At 58.1% G+C, this 19,819-nt stretch carries 16 protein-coding genes; 10 read left to right on the plus strand and 6 right to left on the minus strand.

Going from position 1 to position 19,819, the window contains the following annotated elements; translation table 11 throughout:
* Nucleotides 1-105: 105 nt before the first annotated feature.
* On the plus strand, nucleotides 106-1,596 hold the full coding sequence (locus ACMGGU_RS09610) for a UbiD family decarboxylase (protein WP_395299298.1): 1,491 nt from the start codon (nucleotides 106-108) through the stop codon (nucleotides 1,594-1,596).
* A gap of 24 nt (nucleotides 1,597-1,620) precedes the next feature.
* Here the strand turns inward: ACMGGU_RS09610 and ACMGGU_RS09615 are convergent, their stop codons facing one another.
* Genes ACMGGU_RS09615 through opgC form a run of 5 tightly spaced genes read right to left on the minus strand, consistent with a single transcriptional unit; the run spans nucleotide 1,621 to nucleotide 5,727 of the window.
* The gene (locus tag ACMGGU_RS09615; RefSeq protein WP_208762889.1) at nucleotides 1,621-2,046 is read right to left on the minus strand and encodes an ATP-binding protein; all 426 of its coding nucleotides are present in this window, start codon (nucleotides 2,044-2,046) and stop codon (nucleotides 1,621-1,623) included.
* A complete protein-coding gene (locus ACMGGU_RS09620; protein WP_048223277.1) occupies nucleotides 2,047-2,385 on the minus strand; it encodes an STAS domain-containing protein in 339 nt (112 codons plus the stop codon). It lies immediately after the preceding gene.
* Nucleotides 2,375-3,589: a PP2C family protein-serine/threonine phosphatase gene (locus tag ACMGGU_RS09625; protein ID WP_126533853.1), complete on the minus strand. Its 1,215-nt coding sequence runs from the start codon at nucleotides 3,587-3,589 to the stop codon at nucleotides 2,375-2,377. The genes ACMGGU_RS09620 and ACMGGU_RS09625 overlap by 11 nt, the downstream gene beginning before the upstream one ends.
* A 9-nt stretch (nucleotides 3,590-3,598) precedes the next feature.
* Nucleotides 3,599-4,498: a hypothetical protein gene (locus ACMGGU_RS09630; RefSeq protein ID WP_045910591.1), complete on the minus strand. Its 900-nt coding sequence runs from the start codon at nucleotides 4,496-4,498 to the stop codon at nucleotides 3,599-3,601.
* 11 nt (nucleotides 4,499-4,509) lie between these two features.
* Complete coding sequence (opgC, locus tag ACMGGU_RS09635; RefSeq protein WP_126533852.1) at nucleotides 4,510-5,727, minus strand: OpgC domain-containing protein; 1,218 nt, start codon at nucleotides 5,725-5,727, stop codon at nucleotides 4,510-4,512.
* A gap of 281 nt (nucleotides 5,728-6,008) precedes the next feature.
* Here opgC and ACMGGU_RS09640 point away from each other — a divergent pair, with 281 nt between their 5' ends.
* The 9 genes from ACMGGU_RS09640 (at nucleotide 6,009) to ACMGGU_RS09680 (ending at nucleotide 19,018) form a co-directional block, all read left to right on the plus strand.
* The gene (locus tag ACMGGU_RS09640; protein ID WP_126533851.1) at nucleotides 6,009-7,826 is read left to right on the plus strand and encodes a glycosyltransferase; all 1,818 of its coding nucleotides are present in this window, start codon (nucleotides 6,009-6,011) and stop codon (nucleotides 7,824-7,826) included.
* Nucleotides 7,823-9,142, plus strand: a complete 1,320-nt coding sequence (locus ACMGGU_RS09645) for a DUF3131 domain-containing protein (protein ID WP_069719201.1) — start codon at nucleotides 7,823-7,825, stop codon at nucleotides 9,140-9,142. The genes ACMGGU_RS09640 and ACMGGU_RS09645 overlap by 4 nt, the downstream gene beginning before the upstream one ends.
* Entirely contained in the window at nucleotides 9,139-10,686 is a 1,548-nt protein-coding gene (locus ACMGGU_RS09650) for a DUF3131 domain-containing protein (protein ID WP_420300485.1), read from the plus strand. Before ACMGGU_RS09645 ends, ACMGGU_RS09650 begins: the two co-directional genes overlap by 4 nt.
* Complete coding sequence (locus ACMGGU_RS09655) at nucleotides 10,671-12,065, plus strand: DUF3131 domain-containing protein (RefSeq protein WP_420300486.1); 1,395 nt, start codon at nucleotides 10,671-10,673, stop codon at nucleotides 12,063-12,065. The genes ACMGGU_RS09650 and ACMGGU_RS09655 overlap by 16 nt, the downstream gene beginning before the upstream one ends.
* Nucleotides 12,062-12,487, plus strand: coding sequence for a globin (locus ACMGGU_RS09660; RefSeq protein ID WP_024909518.1), 426 nt, complete (start codon nucleotides 12,062-12,064; stop codon nucleotides 12,485-12,487). The genes ACMGGU_RS09655 and ACMGGU_RS09660 overlap by 4 nt, the downstream gene beginning before the upstream one ends.
* 11 nt (nucleotides 12,488-12,498) lie before the next feature.
* Nucleotides 12,499-15,165, plus strand: coding sequence for a response regulator (locus ACMGGU_RS09665; protein WP_420300487.1), 2,667 nt, complete (start codon nucleotides 12,499-12,501; stop codon nucleotides 15,163-15,165).
* A complete protein-coding gene (locus ACMGGU_RS09670; protein WP_420300968.1) occupies nucleotides 15,165-17,336 on the plus strand; it encodes a glycosyl hydrolase 2 galactose-binding domain-containing protein in 2,172 nt (723 codons plus the stop codon). The genes ACMGGU_RS09665 and ACMGGU_RS09670 overlap by 1 nt, the downstream gene beginning before the upstream one ends.
* A 94-nt stretch (nucleotides 17,337-17,430) precedes the next feature.
* Nucleotides 17,431-17,718: a VF530 family DNA-binding protein gene (locus ACMGGU_RS09675; protein WP_032647326.1), complete on the plus strand. Its 288-nt coding sequence runs from the start codon at nucleotides 17,431-17,433 to the stop codon at nucleotides 17,716-17,718.
* Between the two features lie 7 nt (nucleotides 17,719-17,725).
* Complete coding sequence (locus ACMGGU_RS09680) at nucleotides 17,726-19,018, plus strand: glycoside hydrolase family 10 protein (protein WP_196364540.1); 1,293 nt, start codon at nucleotides 17,726-17,728, stop codon at nucleotides 19,016-19,018.
* 39 nt (nucleotides 19,019-19,057) lie between these two features.
* On the opposite strand, the gene dsbG is transcribed toward ACMGGU_RS09680, so the two are convergent.
* Nucleotides 19,058-19,816: a thiol:disulfide interchange protein DsbG gene (gene dsbG, locus ACMGGU_RS09685; protein ID WP_277717691.1), complete on the minus strand. Its 759-nt coding sequence runs from the start codon at nucleotides 19,814-19,816 to the stop codon at nucleotides 19,058-19,060.
* Between the last annotated feature and the right edge of the window lie 3 nt (nucleotides 19,817-19,819).

Consider the following 19,819-nt stretch of genomic DNA (forward strand, 5'->3'; position numbering starts at 1 on the left):
TTCCTGAATTGATATGAATTTACTTATCAATTTAACAGTAATGATGCAATTGATGCTATTGGTCATTGCCATAAAAATGGAGGTATTCAACCGAGGGAGGAAAATATGGAACACAAGATTAACGATCTCCGCAGCGCCATCGCCTTACTGCAGCGCCACGAAGGGCAGTATATCGAAACCGATCATCCGGTCGATCCCAATGCGGAGCTGGCGGGCGTCTATCGCCATATCGGCGCGGGTGGCACGGTCAAACGTCCAACCCGTACGGGCCCGGCCATGATGTTCAACAGCATTAAGGGCTATCCGCACTCCCGCATCCTGGTGGGCATGCACGCCAGCCGCGAGCGCGCGGCGCTCCTTCTGGGCTGCGAGCCCTCTGAACTGGCAAAACACGTCGGCCAGGCAGTCAAAAAGCCGGTTGCGCCGGTTGTCGTCCCGGCCTCGCAGGCCCCCTGTCAGGAGCAGGTCTTCTACACTGACGATCCTGACTTCGACCTGCGCAAGCTGCTTCCGGCCCCAACCAACACGCCGATTGATGCGGGTCCGTTCTTCTGTCTGGGGCTGGTGCTGGCAAGCGATCCGGAAGACAGCTCGCTGACGGATGTCACCATTCACCGCCTCTGCGTGCAGGAGCGCGACGAGCTTTCCATGTTCCTTGCCGCCGGGCGCCATATCGAAGTGTTCCGCAAAAAGGCGGAAGATGCCGGAAAGCCGCTGCCGGTGACGATCAACATGGGTCTCGATCCCGCCATCTATATCGGCGCGTGCTTTGAGGCCCCAACCACGCCGTTTGGCTATAACGAGCTGGGCGTCGCCGGGGCGCTGCGCCAGCAGCCGGTTGAGCTGGTGCAGGGCGTGGCGGTCAAAGAGAAAGCCATCGCGCGGGCGGAAATCATCATCGAAGGTGAACTGCTTCCGGGCGTGCGCGTGAGAGAGGATCAGCACACCAACACCGGCCACGCGATGCCAGAGTTCCCGGGCTACTGCGGCGAGGCGAATCCCTCCCTGCCGGTGATCAAAGTGAAAGCCGTGACCATGCGAAACCACGCCATCCTGCAGACGCTGGTGGGACCGGGGGAAGAACATACCACGCTGGCCGGACTGCCGACCGAGGCCAGCATCCGCAATGCGGTTGAGGAGGCTATTCCGGGCTTCCTGCAAAACGTCTATGCCCATACCGCGGGCGGCGGTAAGTTCCTCGGGATACTGCAGGTGAAAAAACGCCAGCCGTCAGACGAAGGACGCCAGGGCCAGGCGGCGCTTATCGCCCTGGCCACTTATTCGGAGCTGAAAAACATTATTCTTGTCGACGAAGACGTGGATATTTTCGACAGCGACGACATCCTGTGGGCGATGACGACGCGCATGCAGGGCGATGTCAGCATCACCAATATTCCGGGGATCCGCGGCCATCAGCTGGATCCGTCCCAGTCGCCGGATTACAGCACCTCGATTCGCGGTAACGGCATCTCCTGCAAGACGATCTTCGACTGCACGGTGCCGTGGGCACTGAAGGACCGCTTCGAGCGCGCGCCGTTTATGGAGGTGGATCCGCGTCCATGGGCGCCGACGCTGTTTGCTGACAACACGAAATAAAATCATGCGCGTATGACCTGCGGGTCATACGCTGATTTTCTTCTCAAGTGTGGCGATATTTTCACCCGCCACGCGTTCCACAGTGAAACGATCGACGCTCAGCAAAATGAGCATCAGCCCCCTGCCGCTCTCCAGCAGCGGCGACATTTCGCAGAAGCGGTCTCGCCTGGCGGCCTCAAGCCGCTCCTGCGGGAACGCGTCACCCGCGTCGCTAAAAACAACGCAGACGTCATTGCCGCGGACATCGAACTGGACGCGAAAGACGCGCGAGTTATCCTCGTGAAGCGCGTAGCGGATGATGTTCGTCGCCACTTCACAGGCGGCGAGATCGAAGGCGAAACGCCACTCATCATCGACGGGAAGCGCGCTCAATCTGTCGCCAAGCCAGCCGGACAGCGGCGTCAGGGACGCGATCGCCGCCGGAAACTCAGCCTGTTCCGGCCTCTGCATCTACTGCCCCAGTTGCGCAAGCGCGCTATGTTTATCCGGATAGATGCGGAAGATGCGATCCATTCGGGTCAGGGTGAACATGTTCATGATCCCGGGGTTCAGGGCGCACAGCGCCATTTCGCCTTTTCCGTTCATCAGCTTGAACAACGACACCAGCATCCCCAGCCCGCTGCTGTCGATAAAATCCACTTTGCTAAAGTCGACGATTAAGGCTTTACGATCGCTGCCAATTTCCTCCGTCACGGACGCTTTAAACGTCGCGGCAACGGAGGCATCCAGCCGCCGGACCGCGGGCGTGAGAATGTTGGCATGCGGTAGTCGCTCGGTGTTAATAATCATTCTGTTCTCCCTGACGTTCAATCACGAGCAGTGACACGTCGTCGGTTAAGGCGATCGGTTCATCACGATTTGCATTGCGCCAGCCAGTCAGGTGGTCACCAAACCGCGGCAGGAGCTGGTCAACCGGGAGCCGGGCATGCTCATGAAGCCAGCGTTCGAGACGCTGCGGGCCAAACTGCTCGCCGCTGACGTTCTCGCACTCCGTAATACCGTCACTGAATAAGCATAAGCGATCCCCCGGATTGAGGGTAAACGCGACATCCTCCCAGCTCAGGTCTGGGATCAGGCCGACCGGCGGGCCGCCATCGCCCACGGACGTGACAGCGCTGTCTGCGTTCACAATGACGGGAGTAGGATGCCCTGCCTGGCACAACAATCCCTGCCCGCTTTCTGGATCGATCACGCCGTAAATGAGCGTGAAATAACTGGTGATGTCGCTCTCTTCACTGCAAAAGCGGCTGTTCAACATCCTGACAACCTCCGCGGGTGACTGAATGCCGCCCTCATCGGTAAACAGGAAGCGGTCCACCACCCGGCCATGTAAAAACTGGCGAGCCACCGCGAGGGACATCATCGCGGCCCCCACGCCGTGACCCGAGACATCAACGCAATAGAATCCCAGATGGGAATCCAGCGGAAAGATATTGAACACATCGCCCGAGACCCAGGCTGACGGCAAGAAAAGCCAGTCGGAGAAGTAGTCGCCGTAGCGTAAGCGGTGTGAAGGCAGCACCGAGTGCTGAACCCGTGCCGCCAGTTCAAGATCTTTTTCAATCTGATGCAAGGCTTCACTCAGGCGCTTGTTGTGCGCCGCGAGGGTCGCCTCCAGCGTCAAAATACGAACCCCGGCGTGAAGCCGCGCCCGGAGTTCAGCCTGTTCAACGGGCTTACTCAAAAAATCATCCGCCCCGGCATCAAACCCCTGCGTCACGTCCCCGGCATTCTCACGGGCCGTCAACAGGATCATATACACATAGCGGCCAAACTGACGGTTGCGGATGGTCTGACACAGCGTCAGCCCGTCCATTTCCGGCATTTCCCAGTCGCTTATCACCATGCTGACCGGCTGACTGGACAAGATTTCCAGCGCGGCAACACCATTTTCCGCCTCGCTCACGAGATACCCCCACTGGGTGAGCATCCGGGAGAGTAACCGACGATAAATCAGCGAATCTTCAACAATTAACACGTGCAGCGCCGACATGTATCCCTCCTATAGCGGTAAGAACCAGATGAGGCTCACGGTCCCTTCCCTGAATTTTGCGTTACCGTTGCCGTGCCCCGGATAGCGCGTCCCCGCATAGTTAGCATACTGAACAGAGAACGATCCCGGCGTATAGCCCGCGTAGCCAAAGCTGTAGCTGTAATCGCCGTTCCAGGGCTGCTGCTGGCTGCTGTCCGGGAACCAGAATGCCGTCGCACGAACGAAGAAATGTTGTTTAAAGGTGTAGCCGCAGCCGCCAAGCATGACGTTTTTATTTTTACGGATGTCATCGCTGCTGAGGTCGTAGTAGCGCGGCACCCAGCTGTACCCGACCTGGCAAATGATGGAATCCCCTTTATTAATCAGGAGCGTGTTTTCAACCGGTTTCGGTAGTGAAAACTTGTAGGCCAGCGTGAAGGCGCCCTGTTCGAAATAGGTATGTCTCCGGCTGCCTGACGTCCAGAAGTGGTTTTCACCGTAGTTACCGTAAACCAGGCTGAACGTATTGGCGTGCCAGTCGTCATAGCCGAAGCTGTAGCGAAAATCGGCGGTATAGCGGGTGGTATCTCTGACCGGCAACCGGGAGGTAATGTTGGCAAACCAGAAGCTGTACGGGGAATACTGCAGACTAAGGTTGAGCGTCTGGTTAATTTTTTTCTCCTGCGCGGCGCTGTCAGAGCTATTAGGCACGCTCACCAGCTGCTCTTTCAGCCCCGAACTGAAGCTCAGAGCCCCTGAAAATTTCTTGTCATTACCCGAGAACAAACGCCCCCACCGGCTGGTAAAAACGCCTGCCTGAACGGGTTCACCGTTCTTATCGCGCAGGGTTTCTTTATCACTATTTTGTGCCGCCTCTGCGGCGGGGATCGCGGCGAGCAGCACGCCCGCCAGAAGCCATTTTTCGCGCATAACCGCCATCCTTAGTTAGGTATCCAGCGTGCGCCGACGTCGTATTTTGCCATCAGCCACAAAATACCCAGTGCCGCCGCATGCACTAACGTGTTCTCTATCCAGGCGTGACGCCATAAATCGAAGGTGATGAACTGGCTCACCAGCAGCACCACGTACACATGCAAAATAAAGGTATAGAGCGAGTGCTGGCCTAGCGGGATCAGGAACCATCCCAGCAGGCGGTTGAGCGGCGTCCAGCAATACGTCAGCACCAGGTAGACGGTAACCATCAGGGCGATATCGTTTAGCACCCTCACCGGGCCCAGCCCGTTCTTCGCCGCCCAGGTGTGATAAAACGTATTGAAGCTGTCAGGCGGGATGACGTGCATGAGAAGCGCGGGCGGCATAAACGGGTTGGTATGGTTCTGGGCAACAAACCCCAGAATGAGCGCCACCAGCACCAGCGCGATCGCGACCCCTTTTCCCGGCGGCGTCCGGGCGAAAGAGAGCAGTTCGGCTTTATACCAGCCGCTGGCCATCCCCAGCACAAAGATGAACTGCCAGGCGAGCAGTGGAAAGGCAAATTCGAACTCCGATGGCGTCAGCCGAAGCGGCCACCATTGCCACAGGCTGTACACCAGCAGCGACAGCCCCAGCAGCCACCAGACTTTCCCTTTCTGCAACATCCCTAAAAAAAGGGGGCTAAAGAGCAGCAAAAAGATATACAGCCCAAGAATCTGCGTCTGATGGGGGCCGATCTGCAAATAGAGAATAATGTTGAACCAGGTCTCTTTAATTTGCGGCGTAACAGGATAAAGCGACCAACTTTGACCCGAAAAACGGTCGGTAAAATGGGTGACCTCGAAAACATTAATATGTGGGATATAGGCCAGGAGAATAAATGACACTATGATAATGATATTTACGCGATATATTTTCCACGCCCTGAGATAAAGCCCCCAGGAAACCGTGAGTAAAACCACTTTTTGCAGACGCGCGCGATTCAGCATGCCAAGCATAAACCCCGAGAGAATGACAAAGCCTTCTGCACCGGTTGTTAGCCCAAAACGTTCCCAGGAGAATATATTAAATACCGACATGACCTCCGTATGCGCCACGACCATCATGACGAGGGCTATGCCGCGCATAAAGTCAATTCTCAGGTCCCGTGCACCTGCTACGGCATAACGCCATGCTGTTGATTTAGCATCATCTTCTTGCGCTACCGACGGCGCAACATGGCTCATAGGGTGTCCTTTGCCTGAAAACGAAAATTAAGGTCTAAATAAAGTAGATAGCCTAAAGGAATAGTAACCGCAATTTATCGACGGCCGATGAAACATCATTAAGCAGAATTTAAGCTGAATTAACCACCGCTAAATATTAATAAAAACGTGGCTGGACACTTTTATTCGGCGTTCTACACTTATCTTAAATCTTGTTTAATCGCTATTTTATCTCGCTTTTGGGCAACTGTCTGCGCAGCAGAATGGGTCTGCATTTTCACGGAATCAGGAACGCCGGAACTATGGATTTTTATTTTTCCCGTTTTGAACATCGTCGTCCTCCGGAGCCGTTAACAACACCGCGTTGGGTGATGATGACCTGGCAGGTGTTAGCGATCGCGGCGCTTATTCTTGGTGCCAATTATATTTACTGGCGCTGGACCGCCTCCCTGAATACTGACGCATTATGGTATGCCATTCCGCTGGTCCTCGCCGAAACCCTGGCGTGGATTGGCACCGTGCTGTTTACCATCAATTTGTGGAAAGAACAGGATCCTCCTCAGAGTCCGCCGCCCGGCGAAATTAACGAATGTCTGTCGCCTGAGGAGGCCGTAGAACCTCGTCCTGTAAAAGTGGATTTGTTCATTGCCACCTACTCGGAAGATACCGAGTTGGTCAGGCTATCCATTCGCGATGCCCTGAAGATGGCGTACCCGTTCCCGATTGACTACCGCATCCACGTGCTTGATGACGGCCGCCGCCCGGAGATGAAAGCCGTCTGTGAAGAGGAAGGCGTTAACTATATTACTCGCCAGACCAACATCGGCTTTAAGGCCGGCAACCTTCGCAACGGCCTTGAGCAAACCGACGGCGATTTTATTGTTATCTGCGACGCCGATACCCGCGTATTTCCCACCCTGCTCAGCCATACGCTGGGTTATTTTCGCGATCCGGACGTGGCCTGGGTACAGACACCGCAGTGGTTCTTCGATCTTCCGGAAGGAGAAAATCTGTCGCGCTGGGGCCAGCGAAAAGCCGGAAAAGTGGGCTACGGTCTGGGCTGGCTGATACAAAAGTGTGTTGGCCCGGTCACGATAGGCCGCGACCCGTTTTTTAACGATCCGCGCATGTTCTATGACGTGATCCTGCGGCGGCGCAACTGGGCGAACGCGGCTTTCTGCTGCGGTGCGGCGTCCATTCACCGTCGCGAGGCGGTCATGCAGGCCGCGCTGAGAAGCTATGTCTGGTCCGTCGAAGAGGAGATCCATCGCCATACCCGCGACATCCGCGATGACGAAACCCGGGACGCGCTGCAGAATGCAATGCGTCCGCACGTGGCGTTTGACACCGAGCTTACCCCCTACAAATTCCACGTCTCGGAAGATATTTACACCTCGGTACTGCTGCACGGTGACGCCGCACGACGCTGGCGCTCGGTTATGCATCCGCGGGTTGAGTCGAAGATGCTCTCTCCGCAGGATATGCTGACCTGGATGATCCAGCGTTTTAAGTACGCCGCCGGCTCGCTGGATATTTTGTTCCATGACAACATCTTCAGCCGTCGCCGCTTCAGGCTTTCCCTTCCCCAGACGCTGATGTATGCCACCACCTTCTGGTCGTACATGGCCTGCGTGTGGAACACGGTGTTTTTGATTTCGCCCATTATCTATCTGTTTACCGGCATTCCGCCGGTGTCCGCCTGGTCGACGCCGTTCTATCTGCATTTTCTTCCGTTTTTTATTTTCTCCGAACTGGCCTTTATGTTCGGTACGTGGGGGATCTCGGCCTGGGACGGCAGGGCCTCTTACCTCTCCTTCTTTTCCATGAACCTGCGCGCGCTCAATACGGTGCTGCGCGGCGAGCAGATCAAATTTCACGTCACGCCAAAAGAGCGGCAGACGGGCCGTTTTCTCTACCTGGTGAAGCCGCAGATTGCCATCGTAGTGCTGACCCTCGCAGGGCTTATCTGGGGCGGTATCCAGGTGGCGCGTGGACAGGTGGACGACCCCTCCGGCTACGTCATCAATATTTTCTGGGGAGGGGTGAACATCGCCGCCATGCTGCCGCTGATTTTCGCGGCCATGTGGACGCCCGCTGAAGAGGATGAGGTCACCCAATGAGGATACGTGATGCCCTGCTGCCCGCGCGCAGCTACCTCACCATTTTGCTCGGCTTCCTGCTCGGCTTTGCCATTGTGGTCTGGGTGGAGAAACAGATGCCCACGCGCGTGGAAAGCAGCGGCGGCATCGCGCTCAGTAAAGACTTCCCGCCGCTGCCTGCGAAACGCGCGCTGACCTATGACGAAGCCATCTGGGCGCGGGTCGCCTGGCAATACTACGTGAATAATACCCAGCCAAACGGGCTGGCGAACGCCAGCGACGGTGAGCCGTGGCTGAGCCTCTGGAGCGTAGGGAGCTACCTGTTTGCGACCGCTGCCGCAGAGCAGCTCAATATTATTTCCGCCGATGAATTCGACGAGAGGGTCGGCACGGCCCTGTTCACGCTGGGGCAGTTACCGCTCAACAAGCAAGGCCTCCCTGCCGCGTATTACCATGCGGACACCCTGAAGATCCTCGGCAAACCCGACGCCTCGGCAATTGGGCTGAGCCGCCTGCTGACGGCGCTTCAGACCCTCCTGTGGCGCTATCCTCAGCACGCGGCGGCTATCCACGATCTGTTTAGCCTCTGGAACACCGGCGCACTGATTGAAAATAACGTTCAAAGTCAGGCGGCCGTTCCGCTCCATCACTGGACGCTGACTGATGACGAACAGCGGGACAGCTTTGGCTACCGTCTCTATGCCAGCCATACGCTGCGCCTGATTGACAGCGCGGCAGGCCTCGCGGTGACCAACCCGCCTGAAGGGCAAAAGATGATCGATCTGGATGGCGTGATGGTGCCCGATGAGGGACTACGCACGCCCTGGGGCAAGCAAACCTCCCTGATCAGTCTCCCCTATCTGTTAACCGGTCTTGAGCTGGGCTTTGATGCGCAGAGCGCTGAAATCGCGTGGCGGATTATGCAGATCCAGCAGCGGCGCCATAGCCTGCGCAGCCCAAAACCGCCGGTCAGCACGGATTATGCCGAACCGGCGCCGGATTACGTCAACGATCTGCCTGACAGGCAGCCGGTTCAGGCGCGTAACCTGCGCGACGAGGTCCCGGAGAAAGTGGCGATTACCTCCACCCGCACCGCGTTTGCCTGGTATGCCCTGTTCCGCAACAGCTGGAGCGAAGCGCTGCGCCAGCAGGTTCTGGCCCTTCAGGTGCCTGGTAAAGGCTGGCAGCGCGGGTTAAATCTCAACAACAGCGTCAATGCCGTCGTGGACGCCGATACCAATGCCATTGTGCTGGAAAGTCTGTCTTACATCGCGCATGGTCAGATGCTCTGTCTGGCCTGCCTCTACACTTCCCCCTCAGCAGGAGCAACGCCATGAAGCCACGATCCCCGATCCTTTTCCAACTGCTCACGGGAATAACGATCTGCTGGCTGGCCTTATCGACCGTGCGTGCGGATACCGAGCTGCCTGCATCAGGTTACTCCCCGCGCAGCGGCGAGCTGACCGCCCGGGAGATGACCATCGCGAAAAACGCCTGGCAGTATTTCGTCACCAACTATCAGCCCACGACGGGCCTGGTGAATGCGGTCAACAAATATCCCTCCACCACCATGTGGGACAGCGCCTCCTATCTGGCCGCCCTGACGGCGGCGCGCGAGCTGGGGATCATTGATAAAGCGGAATTTGACCGCCGGATGCTGAAGTTTCTCGCCACGTTAAACACCCTGGTACTGTTCCGCAACGAGCTGCCCAACAAGGCCTATAACACCATCAGCGGCCAGAAGGTGGACTACACCAACAAGCCCGGCGAAATTGGCTTCTCGGCGCTGGATATCGGGCGAATGCTGGTCTGGCTGAAAATCATCAAAGAACGTTACCCGGAATACGGCAACAGTATTGATAACGTGGTGCTCGGCTGGGATTTCAGCCATGCGATCGACCCCTGCGGCACGCTGTATGGGGCCTATCTGGAGAACGGCCAGCCGAAATATGTTCAGGAAGGTCGACTGGGCTATGAAGAGTACGGCGCGGCCGGTTTCCAGCTGTGGGGGTTTAATACCTGTAAAGCCAGCCGTCCGCAGCCTTACGAGCTGGCCGAAATCTACTGCGTGCTGGTCCCGTACGATACGCGCGATCCGCGCAACACGTCGCAGCATAACTACGTGGTGACGGAATCCTACCTGCTCTATGGGCTGGAGTTCGGCTTTGATAAACCGACCGACCGGGATAACGCCCCGCGCGACTACTCCCTGACGTGGATGAAAAACTTTGCTGACCGCGTTTATCAGGCTCAGGAGAACCGCTATACCATTACCGGCGTTCTGACCGCGCGCTCCGAGCACCAGCTCGATAAGGCGCCTTACTTCGTCTATGACACCGTCTTCAGCGACGGATACAACTGGAACACCATTACCGATAAGGGCCAGTTCGTCCCTAACGCTGCCGCGATTTCGCTGAAGGCGGCGCTGGGCATGTGGGTGCTGTGGAACTCCCCTTATACCGACCGCCTGCTGAATACCATTGAGAATGCCAACGAAGAGGGAAAAGGCTACTACGAAGGGCTGTATGAAAACGGTGACGGCCCGATCAAAGAGTTCACCGCGAACAATAACGGCATCATGCTGGAGGCCCTGTTGTTCAAAAAAGAGGGAAAACTGCTGGCCTTCAACACCGACAACCCGAAGAGCAAGGATTTTGCGCCGTCGCTGTGGGATCAAAAGCTGCTCGATCAGTTTGAAGAGAACAACGCGCTGCGCAGTCGCCCGTTCCTGACCAGCACACCGGCCGTAAAAAGCTGGTGCGACCGGACCGGCGTCACGCAGCGTACCAAACCCGCCTGTCAGGCCTGTCAGTGCGCGTCATGCAGCGCGGACGAGCCCGTTAAACTGCCTCCGGTGACTGCGCAATGCTTAAAACCTTAGCCAGAGGGCTCGCGGGATTACTCCTCGCAGGCGCGATCGTCTTTGCCCTGTTTGGCCATCAGGGCGCAGGCTGGCGCTGGCTCATCCACGGCGGCTGGCACTCCAGTGCGCGTATTGCCGCCCTGACGCCGGAGGAGCAGACGTGGGCGGCGATCGCCTGGCGCTATTTCGTCAATAATACCCAGCCGCAAACGGGCCTGGTCAACGGGAGCGACAAACAGCCTCGCGTCACGCTCTGGCAAATGGGCGATACGCTTATCGCCCTGCTGGCGGCAAAAGAGCTGGGGCTAATTGATGATGCCGAGTATGACGCTCGCTTAACCCGTATCATGGGCACCCTTAACCGCCTGATGCTGACCGATGCCCGGACGCCGGGCCGACTCTATTCCAGCCAGACGGCGACGCCCGTCGACTTTAGCGGCAAGCCCAGCAAAAACGGCTGGTCCGCGCGCGATATGGCGCGTCTGATGCTCGCCCTGCGCCTTACCGCAGAGCGGGAACCGCAGTACAGCGAATACCTCGATAAAATCATCCTGCGCTGGAATTTCTGCCCGGTCATCGACGGCGAAGGCGAACTGTGGTCATCTTCCCTGCAAAACGGCCAGCCGGTGGTGCGCGAGGAGCTGCGCCTGGGCGAGAGCGAGTATGCCGCAACGGCGTTTCAGCTATGGGGGTTTTCCCCGGAGAAAGCGTTTACGCCCCCGGCGCACCACGTCATCATCGCCCAGCGGCGTCTGGCCGTTGATGCCCGGGATCCGCGCACCACGTGGCAGCCCTCCCTGATTACCACCCTTCCCTATATGCTGCCGGGTCTGGAGTTTGGCTGGGAGCCCGAAGGCGTTGCGGCCGATCGGCAACAGCGACTGCGCAAGCAGGCCGAAAACGTGTGGCTGAGCCAGAAGAGCCGCTGGGAGACCGATAAGACCCTGACGGCCAGAGCAGATTTCTCGCTCTCTCAGGCGCCCTGGCATATCCAGGATACCGTCTGGGGAAATGGCTATGCCTGGAACTCGGTCGGCGACGATGGCCGGGACTACACCCGTTTCGCGCAGGTATCGACCAAGGCGGTTTTTGCCCTGTGGGCTCTTTGGGACACTCCGTACACCGACGTGCTGATGACGGTCACAAAACACCTTAACGATCCGCAGAAAGGCTGGTACGAAGGCCGTCAGGAAGCCACGGGCGATACCAACGCTGCCTTAACCCTCTCAACCAATGCCACGGTTCTGGAAGCCCTTTTCTTTAAACACAACGCCGGGCCGCTGTTTGATGTGCGTCGGTCGAAGAAAGAGAGCTATTTTTCACGCCGTCTGGCAGAGGAATACACGCCTGTCGGCCACTGTCTGCCGGGCGAAAGCACCATAAGGAGGACGCCGTGAAGTTTTATCGCGATCTGTTTGAATCCAGCCTGAACCGCGTCTTTCCGAATAATGAAAAAACCGCGTTTTTTCAGACGTTCTATGACGCCTTCGTCCATATGTCACCCGAAACTGAAGCGCATTTTTCTCGTCTTCCGGATCGTGAAGGTCAGCAGACCCTGTTTAAAAGTTTCTTCGCCATGCTTGCGGTGGACGGCGCCCTGATTGTCCCTGATTTCCTCGAGCGCCTGGCGCGGGAGCAAAGCGACGACGGCCTCCACCTCCCCCCGCGATTCTTTGCCCTGTGGCGCGAAGCGATGTTGAACGCGGTGAGCGAGCGCGATCCGCAGTGCGACGATGAGATCCTGACGGCCTGGGCCATGGCGATCGCGCCCGGGCTGGAATACCTGCGCCGACAGGCAGAACTGCACTACCGCGCGTAGGGAGGATCACGATGAGTTCGTTCACGTACGATCTTAACGCACTGCCGGCTGCCGTCATGATTTATGACCGCGAGGAACGCCTTCAGGCCTGGAATCACAACGTGGCTCTGTTTTATCCGGTCATAACCCCGTGGCTGAAGGTGGGGACAACACTTGAGGCGCTGGCGGAACGCTTTATCGATGCCGTTTACAATGTCGACCCCGGCCTGCGCCAGACGCTGCGCGAGTCGATCGTGCGCAACTGTCGGCAGGATAAACATTGCGAAGTGCGGCAGGCGGGCCAGCGGCGGATCTTCGTCCAGCACCAGCGGCTTGCGGACGGCGGCATTGTCAGCCTGCACAGCGATATCACGGAGCTGGATGAAGCGCAGCGCGCGCGCCATCAGCTGCATGACGACTTTCTGCTGACGGCGGAATCCATCCATATCGGGATCTGGGACTGGCAGGTTTCTGGCGACACGCTCCAGGTGAACGACACTCTGCTTGCCATGCTGGGCCAGTCGCGCACACAGTGGCGATATCCGGTGCGTTTTCTCCTCAATCAGGTCCACGAGGACGATCGCGCAGCGCTACGCAAGGCGCTGCACGCTTCGAAGCAGGATCACCGTCCGGTCTTTGAATGTGAAATTCGCGTGCATCACCCTACCGAAGGACTGCGCTGGATGCTGCTCTCCGGCCAGGTGGTCACCCTCTCAATTGAGGGAAACGCCGAGCGCGTGATTGGCACGCTGCAGGATATTACGCGGCGCAAAGAGGCTGAAATTCAGGCGTTCGCCTCGGCCATTGAGGCACAAAAAGCCAATGAGGCGAAAAGCGCGTTCCTGGCGAATATGAGCCATGAAATTCGCACCCCTATGAACGGCATTATTGGCATGACCCAGCTGTGCCTGGATACGTCTCTCAGTGCCGATCAGCGCGATTATCTGACCCTGGTGATGAGCTCTGCCCAGTCTCTGCTGCATATCATCAACGACATTCTCGATTTTTCCCGAATTGAAGCCGGCAAAGTGGAGCTGGAGGCGGACCCCGTGCCTGTGCGCCCCTTTATTCAGTCGCTTATTCGCCCACACATGCCGGGGGCGAGCGAAAAAGGCATTGAGCTGCTGGTTGATATTGCGCCCGGCGTCCCCGACGTGCTGCTGGTCGACGGCGCGCGTCTGCGCCAGATCCTGACCAATCTGCTGGGTAACGCGCTGAAGTTTACCCATCAGGGAGAAGTGATCCTGATTGTTGAGCCCGACGATAGCGCGGACAGATGGCGTTTTCGCGTGCGCGACAGCGGCATTGGCATACCGGCAGATAAGCAGAAGGCTATTTTTGAAGCCTTCAGCCAGGCGGACAACTCAACCACCCGCCGCTACGGCGGTACGGGGCTCGGGCTAACCATCTCGGCAAGACTGGTTGCGGCCATGGGGGGCGAATTAACGGTCTCCAGCGAGCCGGGAAAAGGCAGCGAATTTTCGTTCTCGCTGCCGCTGGCGGCGCAGACCCTTGCGCCCGGAGAGCGCCCACATAGCCAGCGCTTTAACGGGGAACCCGTGCTGGTAGTTGATGATAACGCGACCAACCTACGGCTGCTGGCAGCGATGCTCAGCCAGATGGGGCTGAAACCCACCTGCGTTAACAACGCCAGCGAGGCCATCAATCGGGTTAAAACGGGAACGGCTTGGCCGCTGATCCTGCTGGACGCGCAGATGCCGGATATGGACGGCGTGTCGCTGGCCCTTGAGCTTTCAGTTCTGCCGCAGGTTGCTGAGAGCCATATCATTATGCTGAGCTCCATGAGCCGACATTTTGATATCAATATGCTGAAGCGGATCGGGATCAAGACCTATCTGCATAAGCCTATCGCCCAGGATGAATTACATCAGGCGATTGCCGCCGCGTTTGAACGTTCGCCGGCGCCCGTGGGTGAAAGCCCCCCCGCGCCTGTCTCCTCGCCAGGGGCTACGGGACTGCGGATCCTGCTGGCTGAAGATAATCTGGTCAACCAGAAGGTCGCCGCGCGCCTGCTCGAGCGGCTCGGACACACCTGTCAGATCGTCGATAATGGCGTCGCGCTGCTGGAACGCTGGCGCGAGGATATGTGGGACGTTTTGCTGATCGACCTTCAGATGCCAGAGATGGACGGTGAAACCGCCATTCGTCTGCTGCGTGAAGAAGAACGGTCCCGCCCCGGCCCGGCTCAGCCCACCGTCGCCATGACCGCACACGCTATGCAAGGGGACAAAGAGCGCTGTCTTAACATGGGTTTCGACGGCTACATTCCCAAACCCATCAGCCAGGAGCGTCTCGCTGAGGAGATTGCTCGCGTACTCCAGCGCCATGAAGATTTCTCCGACTTTCCGGATGAAGCACGCCTGCTGAAGCAGTGCGCTGACGATCCCGCCCTGGTGCAGGAGCTGCTGGCCCTGTTTGGCGAAGGGCTAAATGAAGCAATCAAAACCATTACCCAGGCGATCGACAGCAACGACCGCGAGGCGCTGCGCCGCGCGGCCCACAAGCTGCGCGGAGAAGCCGTCACCCTGGACTTCAGCACGCTCGCACAGCAGCTGCAGGTGCTGGAAAGCGACGCGCATGCGCTGGATGGGCAACAGCTTGCGGCCCTGAATGACAACCTTCGCCAGGAATCGCTGCGCCTGATGGCGTGGCTCACCGCACGCGGGGTAAACGCATGATGACTCGCAACTGCGCGCTGCTCTTTGCCCTGTTGACCACCCACACGGTGGCGAACTCCGTGCCGGTCAGCTGGTCTCTGGCAGGAGAATGGCAGGTTCAGGATGCCAATGACAGCGCACATCCTGCCGCATCTGGCTGGCGCCCGCTTCAGGTTCCTGCCAACTGGTACAGCGCCGGGTACGATCACCAGGGCGCGCTGTGGTATAAGCACGCGTTTTCCCTACCCGTGCAGCCCCCCGACGTAATGAGTACCCTGGTGTTTGACGGCGTCGATTATCTTGCAGAGGTGACGCTGAACGGCCAGCCACTGGGCAAGCATGAGGGCTATTTTCAGCGCTTTTCGCTGGATGCCCGTTCAGCGTTACAACGTCACAACCAGCTCGAGGTCAGGGTCGACAGCCCTTACGAAGATCCCACTAAGGTCTGGCCGCTGCATAAAACGCTCATGAAGGGGATCCTTAACCAACATGACACGCGTCCCGGTGGGGCCTGGTCGCCGCAAGGACAGGACGCTAACTCAGGCGGCATCTGGGCACCGGTCAGGCTTCATCTTAGCCGGGGCGCTACCCTTGATGAGACCATCCTGCGGCCCGACTGGACGCAGGGGCTGACTCGCCCGGCGTTAAAGGCGGAGATTCGCTATCGCGCGCTCGATCCGGGCCCGGCGACCGTACGGCTCACCGCTACGCCCGCCAATTTCAGTGGCAAGCGCTTCCAGGCTGATTTTCCGGTTACCCTCGAAAGCGGCGCCCATTCCGTGCAGGTGACGCTGCCCATGCCGAAGGCAAAACTGTGGTGGCCCGTCGGCACGGGGAAACCGCACCTGTATACCATTCGCGTGGCATTGCGGGATGAGAACGGCCTGATGGACACGGCGGTCACCCGCACCGGGCTGCGTAAGATCGTCGAACAGCCCGACAATAAGGGCTGGCTCATTAACGACAAACGCCTTTTCATTAAGGGCAGTAATTACATCGGTTCCCCGTGGCTCAGCACCATGACGCGAGAAAAATACCGTCGCGATCTTCGTCTGGTGGAGGCCATGAACGCCAACGCCATACGCGTGCACGGACACGTTGCCGGACGTGCATTGTATGACGTGGCCGATGAGATGGGGATGATGATCTGGCAGGACGTCCCGCTGCAGTGGGGCTACGACAGCCGTGACGCCTTTACGAAAAACGCGGTTCGCCAGACGCGGGAGATGATCGAACAGTTTGGCAATTCCCCCGCCATCATAGTCTGGGGCGGGCATAACGAACCGCCGTGGAATTCGCCGTGGATGGAAAAACGCTTCCCGGACTGGAATAAAGATCTGAATCGCGCGCTCACGCAGCAGGTAGCGGATACGCTTGCCGAAGATACTTCGCGCATCGTGCATCGATTTTCCGCCGTCGAGGAGCATTACTGGGCGGGCTGGTACTTCGGTACCGTGCGCGACCTGCTTGCACCGGCCAAAACGGGGATCATTACCGAGTTCGGCGCGCAGGCGCTTCCCCGCTTATCGACGCTAAAAACCATCATCCCGGCTGCGTCGCTCTGGCCAAAAACGACCGCCGCTGACGATCCCGGCTGGACCGTCTGGAAATACCATAATTTTCAGCCCTTCCAGACCTTTAAGTTTGCCGGTATTCCGCGCGGGAAGAACATTCAGGCGATGATTCGCAATACTCAGGCGTATCAGTCGCAGCTGGTGGCCACGGCGGCAGAAAGCTATCGCCGACAGCGCTACCAGCCGGTGACGGCCCTGTTCCACTTCATGTTCGTGGAAACCTGGCCCTCCATCAACTGGGGCGTGGTGGACTACCTGCGTAAGCCTAAGGCCGGGTTTTACGCGTTACAACGTGCGTACCAGCCTGTTCTGCCGTCCATTGAGCCGGTCACCGCGCAGTGGCAATCCGGGGCGGTGGCGACCGTGCGTCTGTGGGCCATCAACGACACCTGGAAACCGTGCCGCGAATGCCGTCTGAGCTGGCGCATCACCCAGTGCGATAAGGTGCTGGCAAAAGGCACGACGACGATGACGATCGCAGCAGACTCAGGAACGATGATTAAAACGCTGACGGCTACGCCCGCGGGCCAGGATGACGTGTCGATTCGGTTTACGATAAAAAACAGTGCGGGAAAAATTGTCGGCGAAAATCAGCGCACGGAGTCCGTCATAAAGTGAGCGAGGGGAAAAGGAAAATTGCCGCTTCCCCTGCTTTCTTGTACCCTTTCAGCGTTTACCCCAATCCCCTAAAAATCGAGACATCCGGACGCCTATGACTGCACATATTTCCAAAGATCCTTTGCATGGCGTAACGCTGGAGATGATGGTCAACGCCCTGGTGGCGAAATATGGCTGGAGCGAGTTGGGCGACCGCATCAAAATTAACTGTTTCAGAAAAGACCCCAGCGTTAAATCGAGCCTGAAATTTCTGCGCCGCACCCCATGGGCGCGCGCGGAAGTGGAAGCCCTGTATCTGGACTCTCTCAACGATGAGGGAAATACAGAGCAGGCGGCGCCCGCCTTTAATCCCTGGGCCAACAGTCGGATTATCAAGAGCTAATACGCAAATGACGCGACACGTAAAACGGATCGGTGCGCTGGCTGCCTGCGCGCTTTTACTTGTGAGTTGCTCCTCAAAACCACCGAAATCGCTGGTTACCCCTCTCCCCACCGTCAGCAAACCGACGCCGCAGGCAAACCAGCCGATGCGCGGCATCTGGCTGGCGACCGTCTCGCGTCTCGACTGGCCCCCGGTGGCCTCGGTGAATGGCCGCAGCGCGGACCAGCGCATCGCGATGCAAAAGCAGGCGCTGATCGCAAAGCTCGACAACCTTAAGCAACTCGGCATCAACACGGTCTTTTTCCAGGTGAAGCCGGACAGCACGGCGCTCTGGTCATCAAAGATTCTCCCGTGGTCGGATATGCTGACCGGCAACATCGGGGAATATCCGGGGTACGATCCGCTGCAGTTTATGCTTGATGAAGCGCACAAGCGCGGCATGAAGGTCCATGCCTGGTTTAACCCCTATCGCGTATCGACCAACACCAAACCGTCCACCATCGCCGCCCTGAACCGGACCGCCTATCAGACCCCGTCCAGCGTCTATGTCCAGCATCCGGAGTGGGTGCGCATCTCAGGCGACCGCTTTGTGCTCGACCCGGGCATTCCCGAGGTGCGGGACTGGATAACCAAAGTGGTGACCGAAGTGGTGGCGAACTACCCGGTAGACGGCGTGCAGTTTGATGATTACTTCTATGCCGAATCGCCGGGCTCCGCGCTGAATGATTCACAGACCTGGCGGCAGTACGGCCAGGGATTTGCCTCAAAAGCCGACTGGCGAAGGCACAACACGCAGCAACTGATCGTCCAGGTCTCCCGCGCAATCAAGCAGACAAAGCCCGACGTTGAGTTTGGCGTCAGCCCGGCGGGGGTATGGCGTAACCGCTCCTTTGACCCGGCAGGCTCCGACACAAGGGGCGCCGCGGCCTATGATGAATCCTTCGCCGATACGCGTCAGTGGGTGCAGCAGGGCCTGCTGGACTACATCGCGCCGCAGATTTACTGGCCCTTCGCGCGTGATGCCGCGCGCTACGACGTGCTGACCAGATGGTGGGCCGACGTCGTGAAGCCGACCCACACGCGCCTGTATATCGGCATTGCGTTCTACAAGGTAGGCGAGCCGTCGAGAAACGAGCCGGACTGGACGGTTCAGGGCGGCGTGCCGGAGTTGAAAAAGCAGCTCGATCTCAACGATTCGCTGCCCAACGTCAACGGCACCATCCTGTTCCGGGAAGATTACCTGAACCAGCCGCAGACCCAGCAGGCGGTAAACTACCTCCGTGGACGCTGGGGTAGCTAAGTAACGATCAGGCAGAAACGCCCGTTTCTGCCTGTTTTTTTACGGCTTCGGCCCGAACATCGCCTCGAGCTGCTGCGCATCCGGCATCCCCACCACCTGCTGCAGCTCATTTTCCGCATTCAGATAATAAATAGCCGGCGTGGCGTTAGCGCCCAGGCTGTCCATCAGCGCCTGGTGCTTCTGCAGTATCGCTACCGTTTCCCGAGAAGCCTCGCCTTCAGGCTTGGGCAGTTTTTTGCCACCCGAAAGCTCGTATTCGCGCCAGGCCGAAACCGGATCTTTCGCATTCAGAATGGCGGCGGCGTTGCGTCCGCTGTTAGGGTTGAGGAATGCCACCAGCAGCGTATTGAGCTGAACCTTACCGGCCTTGACCCACGGCTGCGCTTCGGCCCAGAACTGCTTGCAGTACGGACAGAACGGATCGGCAAAGACAAAGACCTTACGCGGGGCGTTATCCGCCCCTTCTTTCAGGGGATGCGCCGCATTGAGGTTCTTCCACATTTCACGTCCCATTGGGGCGTAGATCTCTTTCTGGAAATAGCCCTCGCTGAGGTTCTTCCCTTTTTCATCATAAAGATAACCTGAGATCACGTGCTTGCCGTCCGGCGTAAGAAAGAGCGTGACGCCCATATCCTGATACTGCCCCAGCCAGGCTGGCGCCCCGCCCGGCGCATCCAGCTTCTTGATGATTTTGATGTTCTGCTGCTCGCTGAAGTGCTTCACCACATCCGGTATGGCTTCAGCCGCCTGTACCAGCCCTGACGTCGCCAGCGCCGAAAGTAACAGTAATTTTTTCATTTC

The organism is Enterobacter sp. BNK-8, from assembly GCF_048685095.1.
In the GTDB taxonomy this organism is placed as follows: Bacteria; Pseudomonadota; Gammaproteobacteria; order Enterobacterales; family Enterobacteriaceae; genus Enterobacter; species Enterobacter quasiroggenkampii.